This is a genomic window from Blastococcus sp. TF02-8 (assembly GCF_003319175.1).
GTDB lineage: Bacteria > Actinomycetota > Actinomycetes > Mycobacteriales > Geodermatophilaceae > Blastococcus.
Map to the genome: position 1 here is coordinate 246,644 of NZ_QOHK01000006.1, position 18,031 is coordinate 264,674.

The 18,031-nt window shown below is 73.4% G+C and carries 17 protein-coding genes; 14 read left to right on the plus strand and 3 right to left on the minus strand.

Annotated elements, in window-relative coordinates; all coding sequences use genetic code 11:
• The first annotated feature begins 22 nt into the window (after window positions 1-22).
• The 7 genes from DQ237_RS14060 (at window position 23) to DQ237_RS14090 (ending at window position 8,550) form a co-directional block, all read left to right on the plus strand.
• Window positions 23-1,300 carry an ABC transporter ATP-binding protein gene (locus DQ237_RS14060; RefSeq protein WP_240619625.1) on the plus strand — a complete coding sequence of 426 codons (1,278 nt, stop codon included), beginning with the start codon at window positions 23-25 and terminating at the stop codon, window positions 1,298-1,300.
• Window positions 1,272-1,949, plus strand: a complete 678-nt coding sequence (gene lspA, locus DQ237_RS14065) for a signal peptidase II (RefSeq protein ID WP_240619626.1) — start codon at window positions 1,272-1,274, stop codon at window positions 1,947-1,949. The genes DQ237_RS14060 and lspA overlap by 29 nt, the downstream gene beginning before the upstream one ends.
• Before the next feature lie 37 nt (window positions 1,950-1,986).
• The gene (locus DQ237_RS14070; protein ID WP_113800752.1) at window positions 1,987-2,934 is read left to right on the plus strand and encodes an RluA family pseudouridine synthase; all 948 of its coding nucleotides are present in this window, start codon (window positions 1,987-1,989) and stop codon (window positions 2,932-2,934) included.
• A 10-nt stretch (window positions 2,935-2,944) separates the two neighbouring features.
• Entirely contained in the window at window positions 2,945-3,727 is a 783-nt protein-coding gene (locus tag DQ237_RS14075; RefSeq protein ID WP_113800753.1) for a CPBP family intramembrane glutamic endopeptidase, read from the plus strand.
• Complete coding sequence (locus DQ237_RS14080) at window positions 3,724-4,158, plus strand: GNAT family N-acetyltransferase (RefSeq protein WP_113800754.1); 435 nt, start codon at window positions 3,724-3,726, stop codon at window positions 4,156-4,158. Before DQ237_RS14075 ends, DQ237_RS14080 begins: the two co-directional genes overlap by 4 nt.
• 211 nt (window positions 4,159-4,369) lie before the next feature.
• On the plus strand, window positions 4,370-7,930 hold the full coding sequence (dnaE, locus tag DQ237_RS14085) for a DNA polymerase III subunit alpha (protein ID WP_205730218.1): 3,561 nt from the start codon (window positions 4,370-4,372) through the stop codon (window positions 7,928-7,930).
• 41 nt (window positions 7,931-7,971) lie between these two features.
• A complete protein-coding gene (locus tag DQ237_RS14090) occupies window positions 7,972-8,550 on the plus strand; it encodes a hypothetical protein (RefSeq protein ID WP_113800755.1) in 579 nt (192 codons plus the stop codon).
• Between the two features lie 16 nt (window positions 8,551-8,566).
• On the opposite strand, the gene DQ237_RS14095 is transcribed toward DQ237_RS14090, so the two are convergent.
• The gene (locus tag DQ237_RS14095; RefSeq protein WP_113800756.1) at window positions 8,567-9,361 is read right to left on the minus strand and encodes an LON peptidase substrate-binding domain-containing protein; all 795 of its coding nucleotides are present in this window, start codon (window positions 9,359-9,361) and stop codon (window positions 8,567-8,569) included.
• Between the two features lie 114 nt (window positions 9,362-9,475).
• On the opposite strand from DQ237_RS14095, the gene hisD reads away from it, so the two are divergent.
• From hisD to DQ237_RS14130, 7 genes are all read left to right on the plus strand, one after another.
• Window positions 9,476-10,780 carry a histidinol dehydrogenase gene (gene hisD, locus DQ237_RS14100; RefSeq protein ID WP_113800757.1) on the plus strand — a complete coding sequence of 435 codons (1,305 nt, stop codon included), beginning with the start codon at window positions 9,476-9,478 and terminating at the stop codon, window positions 10,778-10,780.
• Window positions 10,777-11,889: a histidinol-phosphate transaminase gene (locus DQ237_RS14105; protein WP_113800758.1), complete on the plus strand. Its 1,113-nt coding sequence runs from the start codon at window positions 10,777-10,779 to the stop codon at window positions 11,887-11,889. Before hisD ends, DQ237_RS14105 begins: the two co-directional genes overlap by 4 nt.
• A 5-nt stretch (window positions 11,890-11,894) precedes the next feature.
• A complete protein-coding gene (gene hisB, locus DQ237_RS14110; protein WP_113800759.1) occupies window positions 11,895-12,491 on the plus strand; it encodes an imidazoleglycerol-phosphate dehydratase HisB in 597 nt (198 codons plus the stop codon).
• 3 nt (window positions 12,492-12,494) lie between these two features.
• Entirely contained in the window at window positions 12,495-12,671 is a 177-nt protein-coding gene (locus DQ237_RS19765; RefSeq protein ID WP_166509615.1) for a hypothetical protein, read from the plus strand.
• Window positions 12,672-12,678: 7 nt separating this feature from the next.
• A complete protein-coding gene (locus DQ237_RS14115; protein ID WP_113800760.1) occupies window positions 12,679-13,272 on the plus strand; it encodes a nucleotidyltransferase family protein in 594 nt (197 codons plus the stop codon).
• A 328-nt stretch (window positions 13,273-13,600) separates the two neighbouring features.
• On the plus strand, window positions 13,601-14,239 hold the full coding sequence (gene hisH, locus DQ237_RS14120; protein WP_113800761.1) for an imidazole glycerol phosphate synthase subunit HisH: 639 nt from the start codon (window positions 13,601-13,603) through the stop codon (window positions 14,237-14,239).
• Between the two features lie 233 nt (window positions 14,240-14,472).
• On the plus strand, window positions 14,473-16,815 hold the full coding sequence (locus DQ237_RS14130) for a M20/M25/M40 family metallo-hydrolase (protein ID WP_240619627.1): 2,343 nt from the start codon (window positions 14,473-14,475) through the stop codon (window positions 16,813-16,815).
• Between the two features lie 4 nt (window positions 16,816-16,819).
• Here DQ237_RS14130 and DQ237_RS14135 read toward each other — a convergent pair whose 3' ends face one another.
• Together DQ237_RS14135 and DQ237_RS14140 are read right to left on the minus strand one after the other, a co-directional pair.
• A complete protein-coding gene (locus tag DQ237_RS14135; RefSeq protein ID WP_113800816.1) occupies window positions 16,820-17,419 on the minus strand; it encodes a nitroreductase family protein in 600 nt (199 codons plus the stop codon).
• 28 nt (window positions 17,420-17,447) lie between these two features.
• The gene (locus DQ237_RS14140) at window positions 17,448-17,996 is read right to left on the minus strand and encodes a TIGR03086 family metal-binding protein (RefSeq protein WP_113800763.1); all 549 of its coding nucleotides are present in this window, start codon (window positions 17,994-17,996) and stop codon (window positions 17,448-17,450) included.
• Window positions 17,997-18,031 lie beyond the last annotated feature (35 nt).

Below are 18,031 nucleotides of genomic sequence, written 5' to 3' on the forward strand. Positions count from 1 at the left end.
CCTCCCGAGGGGACGACTCCTGATGGCCTCCATCGAGATGAAGAACATCGTCAAGCAGTACGGCGACGGCTACCCGGCCGTCAACGACGTCAGCCTCGACATCGCCGACGGCGAGTTCATGATCCTGGTCGGCCCGTCCGGCTGCGGGAAGTCCACGCTGCTGCGGATGATCGTCGGGCTGGAGGACATCACCAGCGGTGACATGGTCATCGGCGGCACCCGGGTCAACGACAAGGCCCCCCGCGACCGCAACCTGTCGATGGTCTTCCAGAACTACGCGCTCTACCCGCACATGACGGTGTACGAGAACATCGCCTTCCCGCTGCGCCTGGCCAAGATGGACGACGAGGAGGTGCGCCGGCGGGTCACCGAGGCCTCCGACGTCCTCGAGCTCAAGGACCACCTCGACCGGAAGCCGGCCAACCTCTCCGGCGGTCAGCGGCAGCGCGTCGCCATGGGCCGGGCCATCGTCCGCCAGGCCGAGGCGTTCCTCTTCGACGAGCCGCTGTCCAACCTCGACGCCAAGCTCCGCGGCCAGATGCGCACCGAGATCTCCCGCCTGCAGCGCCGACTGGGCATCACCACCGTCTACGTCACCCACGACCAGACCGAGGCCATGACCCTCGGCGACCGGGTCTGCGTGCTGCGCAAGGGTCGGATCCAGCAGGTCGCCTCGCCGCGCGAGCTCTACGAGCAGCCGGTCAACCTCTTCGTCGCCGGCTTCATCGGCTCGCCGCCCATGAACTTCCTCCCGGCGACCGTCGAGGGCAACCGCCTGGTGACGCCGTTCGGCCCGATCGAGCTGGACGAGAAGCGGGCGGCCAAGGTCGCCGGCCACGAGCTGCTGCTGGTCGGCATCCGGCCGGAGTACTTCGAGGACGCGTCGCTGGTGGACGAGGCGAAGCGGCCGGTCGGCACCGTGTTCCGCGCGAAGGTCGACGTGACCGAGTGGCTGGGCGACTCGCAGTACGCCTACATCCCCTACGACGCGCCGGACACCATCCGCACCCAGCTGCGCGAGCTCTCCCGCGAGCTGGACTCCGAGGAGCTGCGCACCCAGGCGATCGTGTCGATCGACTCCACGAGCCGGATCCGGGAGGGGCGTGAGGCGGAGTTCTGGCTGGACACCCGCAAGATCCACGTGTTCGACCCGCATTCGGGGGAGAACCTGACCCGCGACGCCGAGGCCGGAGCGGAGCTGACCCGGCTGGCCACGGAGGACCGGCTCGAGCACGCCGAGGCCACGCGCGGTGGGGAGTCCGACGCGCGGGGTGGCGCGACCGCCGTGGGCGTCGGCTGACCGGGGGCGCAGCTATCGTCGTCGGCACCGGCGGCCAGCCGCCGCCGGTGCACCGACGTCCGAGGAGCCCCACCTGACCGAGCACGCCGAGCCGGGCGCCGGCTCTCCCGGCGCGTCCGCAGTCGCCGCCGCGCCGCGCCGTCCGCGCACGCGGCTGCTGCTGGCGCTGGCCGTCGGGATCCTGCTGGCCGACCTGGTCACCAAGCTCGTCGTCGTCGCGACCATCGAGCCGGGTGAGGACATCCGCACGCTCGGCGGGGCGCTGTACCTGACCCACCTGCGCAACACCGGCGCCGCGTTCTCCCTCGCCGAGGGCTTCACGATCCTGTTCACGCTGATCGCGGTGGCTGTCGCCGTCGTGATCGTCCGCAGCGCGCGCCGGCTGTTCTCCACCGGGTGGGCGGTCTCCCTGGGGCTGGTCCTCGGCGGAGCGGTCGGCAACCTGATCGACCGGATCTTCCGCGACCCCGGCTTCCTGCGTGGAGGCGTCGTCGACTTCCTGTCGGTGTTCGGGCCCGACGGCCAGGTGTGGCCGGTGTTCAACGTGGCCGACTCCGCCATCGTCTGCGGCGGGGTCCTGGGCGCGTGGCTGGCCCTCCGCGGTGTCGAGTTCGACGGCACGCGGGCGACCAGGGACGACGCCCCGTAACGACGGCTGCGACGTCCCGCCGGAGCGGACCCGCACAATGGGTCCCGTGATCAGCACTCCCGGCCAGCACCGGGCCCTTCCGGTGCCCGACGGGCTGGAGGGGCAGCGGGTGGACCAGGCGCTGTGCCGTCTCTTCGGGCTGTCGCGCAGCACGGCGGCCGAGGTGGCCGACGCAGGCCACGTGGTCGTCGACGGCCGGGTCCGCGGCAAGGGTGACCGGCTCACCGGCGGCAGCTGGCTGGAGGTCGAGCTGCCTCCTCCGCCCGGCGAGCCGGCGGCGCCGAAGCCGGTCGAGGGCATGACGATCCTCCACGACGACGACGACCTGGTCGTGGTGGACAAGCCCGTCGGCGTCGCCGCCCACCCGAGCCCGGGCTGGGACGGCCCCACCGTGATCGGTGGGCTCGCCGCGGCCGGGTACCGCATCTCCACCTCCGGCGCGGCCGAGCGCCAGGGTGTCGTGCACCGGCTCGACGCGGCCACCACCGGCGTCATGGTGGTGGCGAAGAGCGAGCGCGCCTACACCGCGCTCAAGGCCGCCTTCAAGGAGCGCACGGTCGAGAAGGGCTACAACGCCCTCGTGCAGGGCCATCCCGACCCTTCCCGCGGCACCATCGACGCGCCGATCGACCGGCACCCCAGGCACGACTGGCGCTTCGCCGTCGTCCAGGGCGGCCGGCCCTCGGTCACGCACTACGAGGTCATCGAGGCCTTCGCCGCCGCCAGTCTGGTCGACATCAAGCTCGAGACCGGCCGCACCCACCAGATCCGCGTGCACTTCTCCGCGCTGCGCCACCCCTGCGTCGGCGACATGACCTACGGCGCCGACCCCACGCTCGCCGCCCGGCTCGGGGTGTCGCGCCAGTGGCTGCACGCCGTCCGGCTGGGCTTCTCCCACCCGGCCGACGGGCGGTGGGTCGAGTTCACCAGCGAGTACCCGCCCGACCTCGCCGGCGCGCTGGCCGTCCTGCGCGCCGAGACCTGACCCACCTGCGGTGACCGGTCTGCCGGCCTCCCTCGCCGACTTCGGCCCCGCCGCCCTGTCGGCGGTCGTGGTCGCGGCCTACCTGGTCGTGGGGGAGCCGGTGGCCGGGCACGTGCTGCACCGGCGGTTCGAGGGACGGCTGCGCACCGATGCGGACGCGCGCCGGTCGTTCTACCGCCGGCTGCTGCTGCTCGAGTGGGGCCTCGCGGTGCTCGCGTTCGTCATCTGGCTGTTCGCGACCGACGTCCCCGCCGGTGCCGTCGGGCTGCGTTGGCCGCAGGAGCTGCCCGGCCCGCTGACGGCGGTCGTCGTCGTGGTGGTGCTGCTGCTCGTGGTCGCCTCCACCCGGCAGCTGCGGGCCGGGGCGCTGCTGGAGATGGCGCGCCCGGCCCGCCGCCCGGGAGAGGGCCGGCACGCGGAACCGCCGGGCCTCTCGACGCTGGCCCTGCTCCCGCGCACCGAGGGCGAGCGCCGGCTGTTCACCGTCGTCGGTGTCACCGCGGGCGTGTGCGAGGAGTGGCTCTACCGCGGCTTCTTCCTCGCCGTGGTGACGGCGGTCGTCGGGGGAGTGCCGGCGTTCGTGCTGGTGCTGGTCGCAGCGGTCGCCTTCGGGCTGGCGCACGCCTACCAGGGGCGCGCCGGGATCGTGACCACCGGCGTCCTGGGCGGGGTGATGGCCGCGCTCTACCTGGACACCGGCTCGCTGCTGCTCCCGGTGCTGCTGCACGCCCTCATCGACCTCCGCTTCCTGCTGGTCCCGGCCAGCGCCCTGCCCACCGAGGAGACCGCGTGACCCACCCGACCGCCGCCGTCGCCACCGCCGAGGAGTGGCTCGAGGTGGCTGCGCTGCGCACCCGGGTCTTCGTCGAGGAGCAGGGAGTGCCGGCCGAGATCGAGCAGGACGACGCCGACGCCACCGCCGTGCACGTGCTGAGCCGGGACTCCTCGGGGCAGGTCGTCGCCACCGGGCGGCTGCTGCTGGACGGGCCGGTCGCCCGGATCGGGCGGATGGCCGCCGACGCCGGGGTGCGCGGCCGCGGCCACGGCGCGGCGGTGCTCGCCGAGCTCCACCGCCAGGCGGCGGCCCACGGTGCCCGGGAGGTCGAGCTGCACGCCCAGCTGCCGGCCCGCCGCTTCTACGAGCGCGAGGGGTACGCGGCCGTGGGCGAGGTGTACGAGGAGGCGGGCATCGCGCACGTGACGATGCGGCGCGCGCTGCCCTGAGCAGCACGCAGGCGGCTCTGGTGCCAGGGGCGGCGGATGTGAGAAGACACGTTCTGTCAGACCCTCGAACTAGACAGGTGCCAGTGCGAGGATCGACCCACCGGCCCGCCGGTGCGCGCCGTCGCCGCACGCACTGCCGGTCTTCCCCGCCGGTCGCCCGCCGCACGACGCCGGCCGGGCACGCACGACCCGTGAGGAGCACAGAACCACTGTGAGCAGCCCGTCCGATTCGTTCGTGCACCTGCACGTGCACACCGAGTACTCGATGCTCGACGGCGCCGCCAAGCTTCCCGAGGTCACCAAGGCCGCCGCCGAGCAGGGGATGCCGGCACTGGCGATGACCGACCACGGCAACGTGTTCGGCGCCTACGACTTCTACAAGCAGGCCAACAACGCCGGCGTGAAGCCGATCATCGGCATGGAGGGCTACTACACCCCGGGCTCGCGCTTCGACCGGGCGCCGTTCGACTTCGGCGACAACCTCATCGACGAGGAGGGCGACGGCGGCTCCAACCGGGGCAAGGCGGCCTACACCCACATGACGCTGCTGGCCCGCACCACGGAGGGGATGCACAACCTCTTCCGCATCTCCTCGCTGGCCAGCCTCGAGGGCCAGTACCGCAAGCCGCGCTTCGACCGCGACCTGCTGGAGCGCTACGGCGCGGGCCTGATCGCCACCACCGGCTGCCCCTCGGGCGAGGTGAACATGTGGCTGCGCGCCGGCAAGGAGGACAAGGCACGCCAGGCCGCGGCGGACTTCCAGGACATCTTCGGGCGGGAGAACTTCTACGCCGAGCTGATGGACCACGGGCTGTCCATCGAGAAGAAGACCCGCCCGGCGCTCATGGCGATCGCCAAGGACCTCGGCATCCCGCTGCTGGCCACGAACGACCTCCACTACACGCACAAGGAGGACGCCGAGGCCCACGACGCGCTGCTGTGCATCCAGACCGGCTCGCGGCTGAACGAGCCCAACCGCTTCAAGTTCAACGGGAACGGCTACTACCTGAAGTCCGCCGCCGAGATGCGCGCCCTGTTCACCGGTGACCTGGCCTCGGCCTGCGACAACACGCTGCTCGTCGCCGAGCAGTGCGAGGTCTCCTTCACCGAGGGCGCCGACCTCATGCCGCGGTTCCCGCTGCCGCCCGGCGAGGACGAGACCTCCTGGTTCATCAAGGAGGTCGAGCGCGGCCTGCACAAGCGGTACCCGAACGGGATCCCCGACCACGTGCGCAAGCAGGCCGACTACGAGACCGGGATCATCTGCCAGATGGGCTTCCCGGGGTACTTCCTCGTGGTCGCCGACTTCATCAACTGGGCCAAGGACAACGGCATCCGCGTCGGCCCGGGCCGTGGTTCGGCCGCCGGCTCGCTCGCCGCCTACGCGATGGGCATCACCGACCTCGACCCGCTGCAGCACGGGCTGATCTTCGAGCGGTTCCTCAACCCCGAGCGCGTCTCGATGCCCGACGTCGACATCGACTTCGACGACCGCCGCCGCGGCGAGGTCATCCAGTACGTCTCGCAGAAGTACGGCGAGGAGCGGGTCAGCCAGATCGTCACCTACGGCACGATCAAGGCGAAGGCCGCGATCAAGGACGCCGCACGCGTGCTCGACCGGCCCTACTCGGTGGGTGACGAGCTGACCAAGCTCATGCCGCCGGACGTCATGGGCAAGGGCATCCCGCTGTCGGGCGTCTTCGACCCGGCGCACCCGCGCTACAAGGAGGCCGCGGAGTTCCGCGCCCGCTACGAGTCCGACCCCGGCGCGGCCGAGGTGGTCGACCAGGCGAAGAAGCTCGAGGGCCTGAAGCGTCAGTGGGGCGTGCACGCCGCCGGCGTCATCATCGGCCGCTACCCGCTGATCGACTCGATCCCGATCATGCGGCGCGAGGCCGACGGCGCCATCATCACGCAGTTCGACTACCCGACCTGCGAGACGCTCGGCTTGCTGAAGATGGACTTCCTGGGCCTGCGCAACCTCACGGTCATCGACGACGCGCTGCGCAACATCGTGATCAACGGCAAGCCGCCGGTGGATCTCGACGAGATCAGCAAGGACCTCACCGACCCGAACACCTACGCCCTCCTCTCCCGGGGCGACACCCTCGGGGTCTTCCAGTTCGACGGCGGCCCGATGCGGTCGCTGCTGCGGCTGATGCGTCCTGACAACTTCGAGGACATCTCCGCCGTCGGCGCGCTCTACCGGCCGGGTCCGATGGGTGCGAACTCGCACACGAACTACGCGCTGCGCAAGAACGGCCAGCAGGAGATCACGCCGATCCACCCCGAGCTGGCCGAGCCGCTCGAGGAGATCCTGGGCGGCACCTACGGCCTGATCGTGTACCAGGAGCAGGTCATGGCGATCGCGCAGAAGGTCGCCGGGTACTCCCTCGGCAAGGCCGACCTGCTGCGCCGCGCGATGGGCAAGAAGAAGAAGTCGGTCCTCGACGCCGAGTTCGTCGGCTTCGAGGCCGGCATGAAGGCCAACGGCTTCTCCAGCGCCGCGATCAAGACGCTGTGGGACATCCTCGTCCCGTTCGCCGACTACGCGTTCAACAAGGCGCACTCCGCCGCCTACGGCCTGGTCTCCTACTGGACGGCGTACCTCAAGGCGAACTACCCGGCCGAGTACATGGCCGGGCTGCTCACCAGCGTCCAGGACGACAAGGACCGCCGGCCGATCTACCTCGCCGAGTGCCGCCGGATGGGCATCAAGGTGCTCCCGCCGGACGTGAACGAGTCCTCCTGGGACTTCACCGCCGTCGGCGGCGACATCCGGTTCGGCCTGGCGTCGGTGCGCAACGTGGGCACCAACGTCGTGGAGTCGATCGTGAAGGCGCGCGAGGAGAAGGGCGCGTTCAAGGACTTCGCCGACTTCATGCGCAAGATCGACACCGTGGCCTGCAACAAGAAGGTCATCGAGTCCCTCGCCAAGGCCGGCGCCTTCGACTCCCTCGGGCACTCCCGGCAGGGCATCGTGGCGATCCACGCGCAGGCGGTGGAGTCGGCCATGGGGCTCAAGCGCAAGGAGGCCGAGGGCCAGTTCGACCTGTTCGGCAGCTTCGGCGCCGACGGTGGCGACGACGACCCGTTTGGCGGCGCCCTGGAGATCACCATCCCCACGGCCGACTGGTCCAAGAGCGAGCGGCTGATGTTCGAGCGCGACATGCTCGGCCTCTACGTCTCCGACCACCCGCTGCACGGCGTCGAGCACGTGCTCACCTCCCACGCCGACACCCCGATCGCCGAGATCAACGCCGGGGGAGTGGAGGACGGCGCCAACGTCACCATCGCCGGCATCCTCACCTCGGTCTCCCCGCGGACCAACAAGCAGGGCGCGCCGTGGGCGATCGCGACGGTGGAGGACCTCGAGTCCGGCATCGAGGTGCTGTTCTTCCCCAAGACCTGGGTCGAGGTGTCGGAGAAGGTCGTCCGCGACCAGATCGTCGTCGTCAAGGGCCGGATCAGCCGTCGCGACGACCAGCCCTCGCTGTTCGGCTCCGAGGTCACCATCCCCGAGCTCACCGAGGGCCCGCGCGGTCCGGTGCTGGTCTCGATGGCGGCCGCCCGCTGCACCCCGCCGGTCGTCGAGCGGCTCCGCGAGGTGCTCGGCAGCCACCCGGGCACCACCGAGGTCCAGCTCAAGCTGGTCAACGGCAGCCGCGAGACCGTGCTGCGTCTCGACCAGGGCCTCCGCGTCCGCCCCAGCACCGCGCTCATGGGTGACATCAAGGCGCTGCTCGGCCCGACCAGCGTGGCCCTGCTCTGACCGGCGGCGCACCGTCGTCAGAGACGGGGTTCACTGGTCCGGTGAGCATCCCGCCGACGCCGGCCCCGCCGCTGCCCGCCCCGCCGGCCCCTGCGGCCCGCCCGCAGGCCTTCTGGCAGGGCTGGCCGGAGGTCCGGCAGGACCTCCGCCGTGGGCTGGGCCTGCTGCTGGGCTTCGCCGTGGCCGGCGCGCCGGCCGGGCTGCTCTGGTGGCTGCTCGCGCCCAAGGCGGAGTACCGCATCACCGACGCCGGCCCGGTGGCCGTCGGCCCGCCCGCGGCAGAGCTCCAGGTCGGTGACGACGCCGTCCTGCTGCTGGTGCTGCTCGGGCTCGGGCTGGGCGTCGGGTTCGCCGCGTGGTTGCGACGTCGCGGACGGGGGGTGGGCACCCTGCTGGTGCTGGCCGTCGGCGGATCGCTGGCCTCGGGCGTGGCCTGGCAGCTGGGGGAGCTGCTCCGCCGTCCGCCCACCGAGGCGCAGATCGCCGACGTCGGGGCGTCGGTCACCACCGGGCTGACCCTCGGGTCGCTGCCCGTGCTGGCCGCGACGCCGTTCGCCGCGCTGCTCGCCTACCTGTGCTGCGCGATGGTGGCGCCGCACGACGGCCTCGGCCGCACCTGACCCCGCCGGCTCGGCGTCAGTTCACCGTCATCGGGGTGGTGAACTGCTGCAGCGGGGCCGGGACGGCGCCCAGCTCCTGCAGCAGCGTCAGCTCCCGGCGCAGCAGGCGTGACTCGGCGGCCAGTCGGCGCCGCGTCGCCGACTCCGCCAGCAGCGCCTGCCGGTCCTCGGTGGTCAGCAGCGCCGAGGAGGCCACCAGCCAGGACAGCGCGGTCGGGTCGTCGGCCGCGGCGGCCAGCCGGATCGCGGCCTCCACGGCGTCGCCCTGCGCACCCGCGCCGAGGGCCGCCACCTCGGCCACGTACTGGGTGAACAGCTCACCGACGCCGCGCGCCAGCAGCTCCATCGATCCCTGGGCGACCGACGCGGCCACCTCGTCCGTGCCGACGAGCGGCCCGCCGTCGGCGACCGACTCGGCGTCGCCCGCCGCCTCCTCGGCGGCCTCCTCGTCGGCGAGCCACTCCACCTCGGCCTGCAGGTAGGGCGGGTCCTCACCGACGATCACGTCGAGCAGGCGGAACCGCTCCCCGCCCACCGTGACGATGCGGAAGCCGCCGTCCGGCTGCGGCTGCACCCGCCGCAGGCGCGCGGTGCACCCGATGTCGTAGAGCGCCGCGGCCGGCGCGACCCGCTCGACCTCCCAGCCCTGCCGGATGGCGACGACGCCGAAGAACCGGTGGTCGTCGTGCTCGGGGAGGGCCAGCAGATCGTGCATGAGCCGCCGGTAGCGGGGCTCGAAGATCTGCAGCGGCAGCACCACCCCGGGGAACAGTGGCCGTCCCAGGGGGAACAGCGGGATCAGCTCACCCATCCGGGCAAGCGTACGGGTCCCCGGCTGCCCGGCCGGTCCGGCGCCCGGAGCGCCCGGGGCCGCTGGCTACCCTGAGGGCCCCGGCATCCCCTGCCCAGACCACGGAGGCACCCCGTGCTCGCACGCATCGACCTGCGCGGAAACGCCCTGCCCGGCGTCCGGGAGCTCGCCGGGCTGCTGCCCCGCGCGACCACCGACATCGACTCGGTGCTGGCGACCGTCCGCCCGCTGTGCGAGGACGTCCGCGTGCGCGGCGCCCAGGCCGTCCGCGAGATCACCGCGCGCATCGACGGCGTCGACGCCGAGGACTTCGCCGTTCCGCAGGAGGCGCTCGACCGCGCCCTGGCCGAGTGCGACCCGACGCTGCGGGCGGCGCTCGAGGAGGCCATCTCCCGGGTCCGCCGTGTCCACACCGACCAGCGGCGCACCGACGTCACCACCCAGGTCGTCCCCGGCGGCACCGTCATGGAGCGCTGGCTCCCGGTCCGCCGGGTCGGCCTCTACGTGCCCGGCGGTCTGGCCCCGCTGCTGTCCAGCGTGGTGATGAACGTGGTGCCCGCGCAGATCGCCGGCGTGGAGTCGATCGCCGTCGCCTCGCCCCCGCAGCGGGACAACGGCGGCCTGCCCGACCCCGGGGTGCTGGCCGCCTGCGCGCTGCTGGGCGTGACGGAGGTGTACGCCGTCGGCGGGGCGCAGGCCGTCGCCGTGTTCGGCTACGGCGCCGGCTCCTGCGAGCCGGTCGACATGGTCACCGGCCCCGGCAACATCTACGTGACCGCGGCCAAGCGCCTGCTGCGTGGCCTCATCGGCATCGACTCCGAGGCCGGACCGACCGAGGTGGCGATCCTGGCCGACGACACCGCCGACCCGGCGCACGTGGCCGCCGACCTGATCAGCCAGGCCGAGCACGACCCGCTGGCCGGCGCGGTGCTGGTCACGACGAGCGAGGAGCTCGCCGACGCCGTCCTGGCGCTCGTCCCGGGCCAGGTCGCCGCGACCAAGCACTCCGACCGGATCACCACGGCGCTCGACGGCACCCAGTCCGGGATCGTCCTGGTCGACGACCTGGCGGCCGGGCTGCGCGTCGTCGACGCCTACGCCGCCGAGCACCTGGAGATCCAGACGCGGGACGCCCGCGAGGTGGCGATGCGGGTGCGCAACGCCGGCGCCATCTTCGTGGGGGCCTGGTCGCCGGTGTCGCTGGGCGACTACGCGGCCGGCTCCAACCACGTGCTGCCCACCGGCGGCTGCGCGCGGCACCAGAGCGGGCTGTCGGTGCAGTCGTTCCTGCGCGGCATCCACGTCGTCGAGTACGACGAGCAGGCCCTCGCCGAGGTGGCGCCGCACATCGACGCCCTCGCCGGTGCCGAGGACCTGCCCGCGCACGCGGCCGCCGTCCGGATCCGGCAGCGGTCGTGACCTCGCTGGACGAGCTCCCGCTGCGGCCGGAGCTGCGGGGACGCACGCCCTACGGCGCCCCGCAGGTGCCGGCCCGGTACCGGCTCAACACCAACGAGAACCCGCACCCGCTGCCCGACGAGCTGCTCGCCGACCTCGGTGCCGCGCTCGGCTCCGCGGCGCTGGAGCTCAACCGGTACCCCGACCGGGACGCCGTCGCGCTGCGGGCGGACCTCGCCGCCTACCTGACCCGGACCGGCGGGACGGCGATCGAGCCGGCGCAGGTGTGGGCGGCCAACGGGTCCAACGAGGTGCTGCAGCAGATCCTGCAGGCCTTCGGTGGCTCCGGGCGCACGGCGCTGGGCTTCACGCCGTCCTACTCGATGCACCCGATCATCTCCGCGGGCACCGGCACCGGCTGGGTCGACGGCCACCGGGCCGCGGACTTCACGATCGACACCGAGGCCGCGGTGGCGCAGGTGCGGGAGGTGGCTCCCGACGTCGTCTTCGTGACGAGCCCGAACAACCCGACCGGCACCGCGGTGGACCTGGACACGATCACCGCGCTGTACGACGCCACCTCGGGCGTGGTCGTGGTCGACGAGGCGTACGCGGAGTTCGCCCGCACCGGGACGCCCTCGGCGCTGACCCTGCTGGCGGGACGGCCGCGGCTGATCGTGAGCCGCACGATGAGCAAGGCGTTCGGCATGGCGGGTCTGCGGCTGGGCTACCTGGCCGCCGACCCCGCGGTGGTGGACGCGATCCAGCTCGTGCGACTGCCCTACCACCTGAGCTCGCTGACCCAGGCCGCCGCGCGGGCGGCACTGGCGCACACCGACGAGCTGCTCGCCACCGTCGACGCGGTCAAGGAGCAGCGGGACCGGGTCGTCGCCGCCCTGACCGCTCTCGGGCTGACCAGCGTGCCCAGCGACGCCAACTTCGTGCTCTTCGGCCGGTTCGCCGACGCTCCGAAGGCCTGGCAGGCGCTGCTGGACCGTGGCGTCCTGGTGCGCGACGTCGGGCTGCCCGGCTGGCTGCGGGTGACCGCCGGCACCGCCGAGGAGACCGACGCCTTCCTCACCGCGCTGGGTGAGATCGCGCCGGACCACCGCACGACTCTGGGAGACTGACGCACATGACCCGCACCGCACGCGTCGAGCGACAGACCAGCGAGACCAAGCTCGTCGTCGAACTCGACCTCGACGGCACCGGCACCAGCTCGATCAGCACCGGCGTGGGCTTCTACGACCACATGCTCACCGCGCTGTCCAAGCACAGCGGGATCGACCTGACCGTGCAGGCCGACGGTGACCTGCACATCGACGCGCACCACACCGTCGAGGACGTCGCGATCGCGCTGGGCCAGGCCTTCGCCGAGGCGCTGGGCGACAAGCGCGGCATCACCCGGTACGGCGACGCGACGATCCCGATGGACGAGGTGCTGGCGCAGGCTGCCGTGGACCTCTCCGGCCGGCCGTACTTCGTGCACTCCGAGCCGGAGAACATGACGCCGATGATCGGGCCGGACTACCCGACGTCGCTGACCAAGCACGTGCTCGAGTCGTTCGCGTTCAACGCGCGGATCAGCCTGCACGTGCGGGTGCTCTACGCCGGCCGGGACGCCCACCACATCGTCGAGGGGCAGTTCAAGGCCCTGGCCCGGGCGCTGCGCGCCGCGGTCGCGATCGACCCCCGCGTCACCGACGTCCCCTCGACCAAGGGTGCGCTGTAACCGGTGAACTTCGGTCTGGCCCTGCTCCTGCTGGGCGGGTTCCTGCTGGGTGGCGCGTGGAGCATCTGGCGCGCGGACTCCGACACCGATGGCCGTACCGGCCCGCAGATCGTGTTCGCCGTGATCCTGCTGGCCGCGGCCCTGCTGGCCAGCGCGTCGGGCATCCTGCGGCTGGTCTGATCCAGGCGTGCGCACGGCCGACGAGGAGCGCTTCCTCGCGATCGTGACCGCGGACCCGACGGTGCGCGCGGTGCTGGACCGAGCCCCGGCGCTGGGCCTGCACGACTGGTGGCTCACCGCCGGAGTGCTGTTCCAGACGGCGTGGAACTCCCTCACCGGTCGGCCGGCGGGGACCGGCATCCGGGACGCGGACTTCTTCTACTTCGACGCCGACGACACGTCGTGGGAGGCGGAGGACGCCGCCATCCGGGCCGGCGCCGAGCTCTTCGGTGATCTGCCGATCCCGGTGGAGATCCGCAACGAGGCGCGGGTGCACCTCTGGTACGAGCAGAAGTTCGGGGTGCCGGCCGAGCCGTTCCGCGACTGCGCGGACGCCATCGACCACTTCGCCGCCGTGTGCTGCTGCTACGGGATCAGGGTCGACGCGGCCGGGGAGGTCCAGGTGTACGCCCCGCACGGCTTCGGCGACCTCTTCGGGCTGGTGGTCCGCCCGAACCTCCGGCTCGCACCCCGGCACGTCTACGAGGCCAAGACCGCGCGCTGGCAGCAGCAGTGGCCGGAGCTCACCGTCGTTCCTTGGGACGACGCGTCCGCTTCCTGAGTGCAGGCAGGTCTCAGCCCGCGCACCGGCCTTGACGGCGGGTTGGTCAGGCCTCGGATCGGTCGCTGCGCTGCGCCTTCGAGGCGCGGCGGCTGCTCACCGCCAGGCGACCGACGCGCCGGCCCCGACGAGCGGCAGGAACCCGCGGCCGGACCATCCGGCCGTGCAAGCGATCACGGCGACCACGAGGCAGACGACCGCCCACGCGGTCCAGGCGATCCAGTGCGGGACTCGGGCTGCGGGGCGGGGGACCGGGTCACGCTGCGGAGACCAGGCCCGGACGGGAACACCGGGTGGCCCTCCTGCGCTGGTCGGTAGCGTGGCAGGCGTGAAGAAGGTGGCGGTCCTCGACTACGGCTCGGGCAACCTGCGCTCCGCGGAGCGTGCGCTCCAGCGGGTGGGCGCCGACGTCACGGTGACCTCCGACATGGGCACCGCGCTCGAGGCCGACGGTCTCGTCGTGCCCGGGGTCGGTGCCTTCGCCGCCTGCATGACCGGCCTGGACGCCGTCCAGGGGCGCCGGATCATCGGCCGTCGCCTGGCCGGGGGCCGGCCCGTGCTCGGGATCTGCGTCGGCATGCAGATCCTCTTCGAGCGCGGCGTGGAGCACGGCGTCGATGCCGAGGGCTGCGGCGAGTGGCCCGGCGTCGTCGAGGAGCTCCAGGCACCGGTGCTCCCGCACATGGGCTGGAACACGGTGCAGGCAGCCCCGGGCAGCACCTTGTTCGCCGGGCTCGAGGACGAGCGCTTCTACTTCGTGCACTCCTACGGTGTCCGCGAGTTCCCCCTGGCCGAGGACGGCGCCACGGGCCCGCTCGCCCCGCCGAAGGTGACCTGGGCGGAGCACGGCGATCGCTTCGTCGCCGGCGTGGAGAACGGGGCCCTCTCGGCCACCCAGTTCCACCCGGAGAAGAGTGGCGACGCCGGTGCCCAGCTGCTCACCAACTGGCTGGACACGCTCGACTGACGCCGAGCGTCCGCCCCGGGGACAGCTCGGGGCCGCAGGCCGTCTGCCCCTGCGTCACAACACCCGGGCCCACGCGCTGACCGAGCGCGGGCTCGCCCTGCGCGAGGCGATCGTCGCGCTCGGGCGCTGGGATGCGGAGGAGCCGTGATCATCACGGCCATGCCTCCCCGCACCGATCGCCTCCCTCACCTAGGGTTCCGGCGTCCTGTCCCGGTGTGATCTCGGAGGTCGGCGTGCCCGCTTCTCGTCGTGCGACGGGCGAGGGCCGCCCCGGGCGCCTCGCCGGCCTGCTCACCGCTCTGGCCCTCGTCGCCCTGACCGTCTGGACGGTCCTCGCCCTGCAGCCGCCGGACCCGCGGCCGGCCGGCGCACCGGCCACGGAGTTCAGCGCCGAGCGCGCCTTCGCCCAGGTCGAGCGGATCGCCGCCGAGGTGCACGTCGCCGGCAGCGCCGAGGACGCCGAGGTGGTCGACGACCTAGTCGCGACGCTCACCGACCTCGGGCTGGACGCCGAGGTGCAGAACGCCGTCGGTACGCGCCCCGGCCGCGCGGGGGAGACCTCCATGGCGCGGGTGCGCAACGTCGTCGCCGTCCTGCCCGGGACCGACCCCACCGGACGCCTGTACCTGATGGCCCACCACGACTCGGTCGAGGGCGGGCCCGGCGCGGCCGACGACGCCACCGGCGTCGCCGCCCTCCTGGAGTCGCTCCGGGCACTGACCGCCGGGCCGGCCCCGCGCAACGACGTCGTCGTCGTGTTCACCGACGCCGAGGAGGCCTGCCTGTGCGGGGCCGAGGCGTTCGCCGCGTCGCACCCGCTGGCCGGTGGCGGCGTGGTGCTCAACTTCGAGGCCCGCGGGACCAGCGGCCCGCCGATCATGTTCGAGACGTCGCTGGGCAACGCCGGGCTGGCCGACGCCTTCGCCCAGGCCGCCCCGCACCCGGTGGCGTCGAGCTTCGCCGTCGAGGTCTACCGGGCGCTGCCCAACGACACCGACTTCAGCGTCCTCCTCGACGACGGGGACTTCACCGGCATGAACACGGCGTTCATCGACGGCGCCGCCGGCTACCACTCGCCGCAGGACGTGCCCGAGCGCCTCGACCGCGGCACCCTGCAGGCGATGGGCGACAACGCCCTGGCCCTCACCCGCGACCTGGCCGACCGCGACCTCACCGACCTCGCGGAGCCCGCCGCGGAGGACGCCACCTACTTCCCGGTGCCGGGCCGGCTGGTCAGCTACCCGGGATCCGTCGTCTGGCCACTGGCCGGGACTGCGCTCGCCGCCGTCGCCGGGCTCGCCCTGGCCCTGCGGGTGCGCGGTACCAGCTCCCTGCGCCGCACCGCCGGGGCCACGCTGCTCGCGCTGCTGCCGCTCGCGCTCGCCCCGCTGGCGGCGCAGGGGCTGTGGTGGCTGCTCGTCGCCGTGCGCCCCGGCTACGCCTCGATGCTCGACCCGTGGCGGCCCGGCTGGTTCCGGGTCGCCGTCGTGGGCGTCGTCCTGTTCGTGGTGCTGCTCTGGTACGCCCTGCTGCGCCGCCGGGTGGGCGCCGCCCCGCTGGCCGCGGGCGCCCTGGTCTGGCTCGCCGCCGTCGCCGCGGTGCTCGCGTCGGTGGCGCCGGGTGGCTCGTACCTGGCGGCGTGGCCGGCCGTGGTCGGTGGGGTCACCGGCATCGTCGCCGCGCTCAGCGCCTCCCGCGTCGTGCGGGTGCTCGCGGCGCTGCTCACCGGGGCGGCGGCGCTGCTCGTGCTCGCGCCCACCGCGGCGCTGTTCCTCCCCGCGCTCGGGCTCTCGCAGGCAGGTGCGCCCTCGGTCGTCGTCGTCCTCGCCGCGTTCGCCCTGCTGCCGGCGCTGGAGCTGCTCTTCCCCGACCCGGAGACGGCCGACCGGCCCGCCCGGCTCGCCGCGGCCGTCGTTCCGGCCGGGGCGCTGGTGCTCGCCGTCTTCTGCGCCGGCACGGGGCTGTCGGTGGACCGGTTCGACGCCGCCCACCCGGTGCCCAGCAGGCTGGGCTACCTGCTCGACAGCGACTCGGGCGAGGCCCGGTGGGTGACCACCGAGACCGCGCCGGGGGAGTGGACCGGGCGGTTCGTCGACGGTTCCGGCACCCTCGACGCGGACTACCCGTACCTGGCCGGCCGCGACGTGCAGACCGGCCCGGCAGAGGCCGCGGACCTGCCGGCGCCCGAGGTCGCCCTCGTCTCCGACGAGGTCGTCGGCGCGCGGCGGGAGATCTCCGTGCGGGTCACGCCCCGGCGGGACGACGTCCGCCTGATCGACCTCGCGCTCGAGGTCGACGGCGGCACCGTCGCCCGGGCGCGGGCCGGCGGTCGTGCGGTGCCCGAGGACGCCCTGGGGAAGGACTCCCTGCGGATCACCTTCCACGCGCCGCCGGCCGGCGGGCTGCAGGCCTCGTTCTCCGTCGCCGGCGACGGTCCGGTGCGGCTGCGCGCCACCGACGCGAGCGAGGGGCTCGAGGACCTGCCCGGCTACCAGCCGCGGCCGGACGGCGTGGACGTCGCCGGCACCCACGGCGCGGACCTGGTGCTGGTCACGGCGGTCACCGAGCTCGGCTGAGTGCTCACCACCGCCCGCGGTGGACGACCTCCTCGACACCCCTGCGGCCCCGCTTCAGCGAGGGCGATCGACGGTCCTCCGCCCCCGGGTAGCCGATCGAGACGCAGCCCACCGGCCGGTACTCCGCCGGGATGCCGAACGCCGCGCGGAACCCGTCGACCTTGTCGGCCGGGACACCGAAGAAGCAGGCGCCCAGCCCCTCGTCGACGGCGGTGAGCAGCATCAGCAGCGAGGCCATCCCGGCGTCGACGTCCCAGTACGGCACCGGCCAGCGGTTCTCGTCGCGGTCGGTCCAGCCCTTGTCCGGCTCGGCGTACCGGTCCAGGTAGGCGGACTTGTTGGCCAGCGGCACCACCAGCAGGGGAGCGCGCCTCATCCGGATCAGCCAGCCGTCCGGGGCGCCGTCACCGGTCGTCGCGGCCCAGAACCGGTCCCGCTCCGCCGCCGTCTCCAGCACCAGGAACGCCCAGCCCTGGCTGAACCCCGCGGACGGTGCGCGGATGGCGTGCTCGAGCAGGCGCTCGCGCACCTCGGCAGGGACCGGGCGGTCGGGGTCGTAGTCGCGCACCATGCGGCGACGGCGGACGACGTCGGCGAACTCCACGCCGCCCACCCTGTCATCCGCGTGCCGGTCAGACCGCCCGGCCGAGGCGGGCCAGCGCGCGTGTGGCGCGGTCCGCGCCGGGCGGGACCTCCACCGGGGGCCGGCAGATCCCGTCCATGTACAGGGTGTCGCCGAAGCTGTCGGCGCCGGCCTCCATCCGGTCGAGCTCCTCGTCGGTCAGCCCGGGGTCGGCGCCGACGGCCCGGGCGACGTCCCAGCGGTGCACCTGCATGTCCCACACGTAGAACTGCTCGAAGGTCTCGCCGATCGTCGTCGGCCCGAAGAAGCCGTCGAACGCCAGCGCGGGCACCGCGTCGTCGGCGAGCACCTCGGCGACCCGCCGGGCGTGCGCGCGCCAGGCGGCGGCCGGGTCCCCGGCGACGTCGAGGGCGGGGCCGACGTCCACGCCGTGCCTGCCGAAGAAGTCCCGCTGGGTGTCGATCAGGTGGCCGACGACGTCGGCCGCGGTCCAGCCCTCGCAGGGCGACGGGCTCGACCAGGCCGCCGAGGGCACGGCGTCCAGGAGCTCGGTGAGCGGACGGTCGGCGGCGGCGAACTGCATGGCGGTGTCGTTCATGCGTGGCAACCTAGGAACGTGCAGCAGGCTGGGTC

Coding starts and splice junctions, on each gene's coding strand:
- DQ237_RS14060 (WP_240619625.1), top strand. CDS start 23: ATGGCCTCCATCGAGATGAAGAACATCGTCAAGCAGTACGGCGACGGC.
- DQ237_RS14070 (WP_113800752.1), top strand. CDS start 1,987: ATGGGTCCCGTGATCAGCACTCCCGGCCAGCACCGGGCCCTTCCGGTG.
- DQ237_RS14095 (WP_113800756.1), bottom strand. CDS start 9,361: ATGGGTGAGCTGATCCCGCTGTTCCCCCTGGGACGGCCACTGTTCCCC.
- hisB (WP_113800759.1), top strand. CDS start 11,895: ATGACCCGCACCGCACGCGTCGAGCGACAGACCAGCGAGACCAAGCTC.
- DQ237_RS14140 (WP_113800763.1), bottom strand. CDS start 17,996: ATGAACGACACCGCCATGCAGTTCGCCGCCGCCGACCGTCCGCTCACC.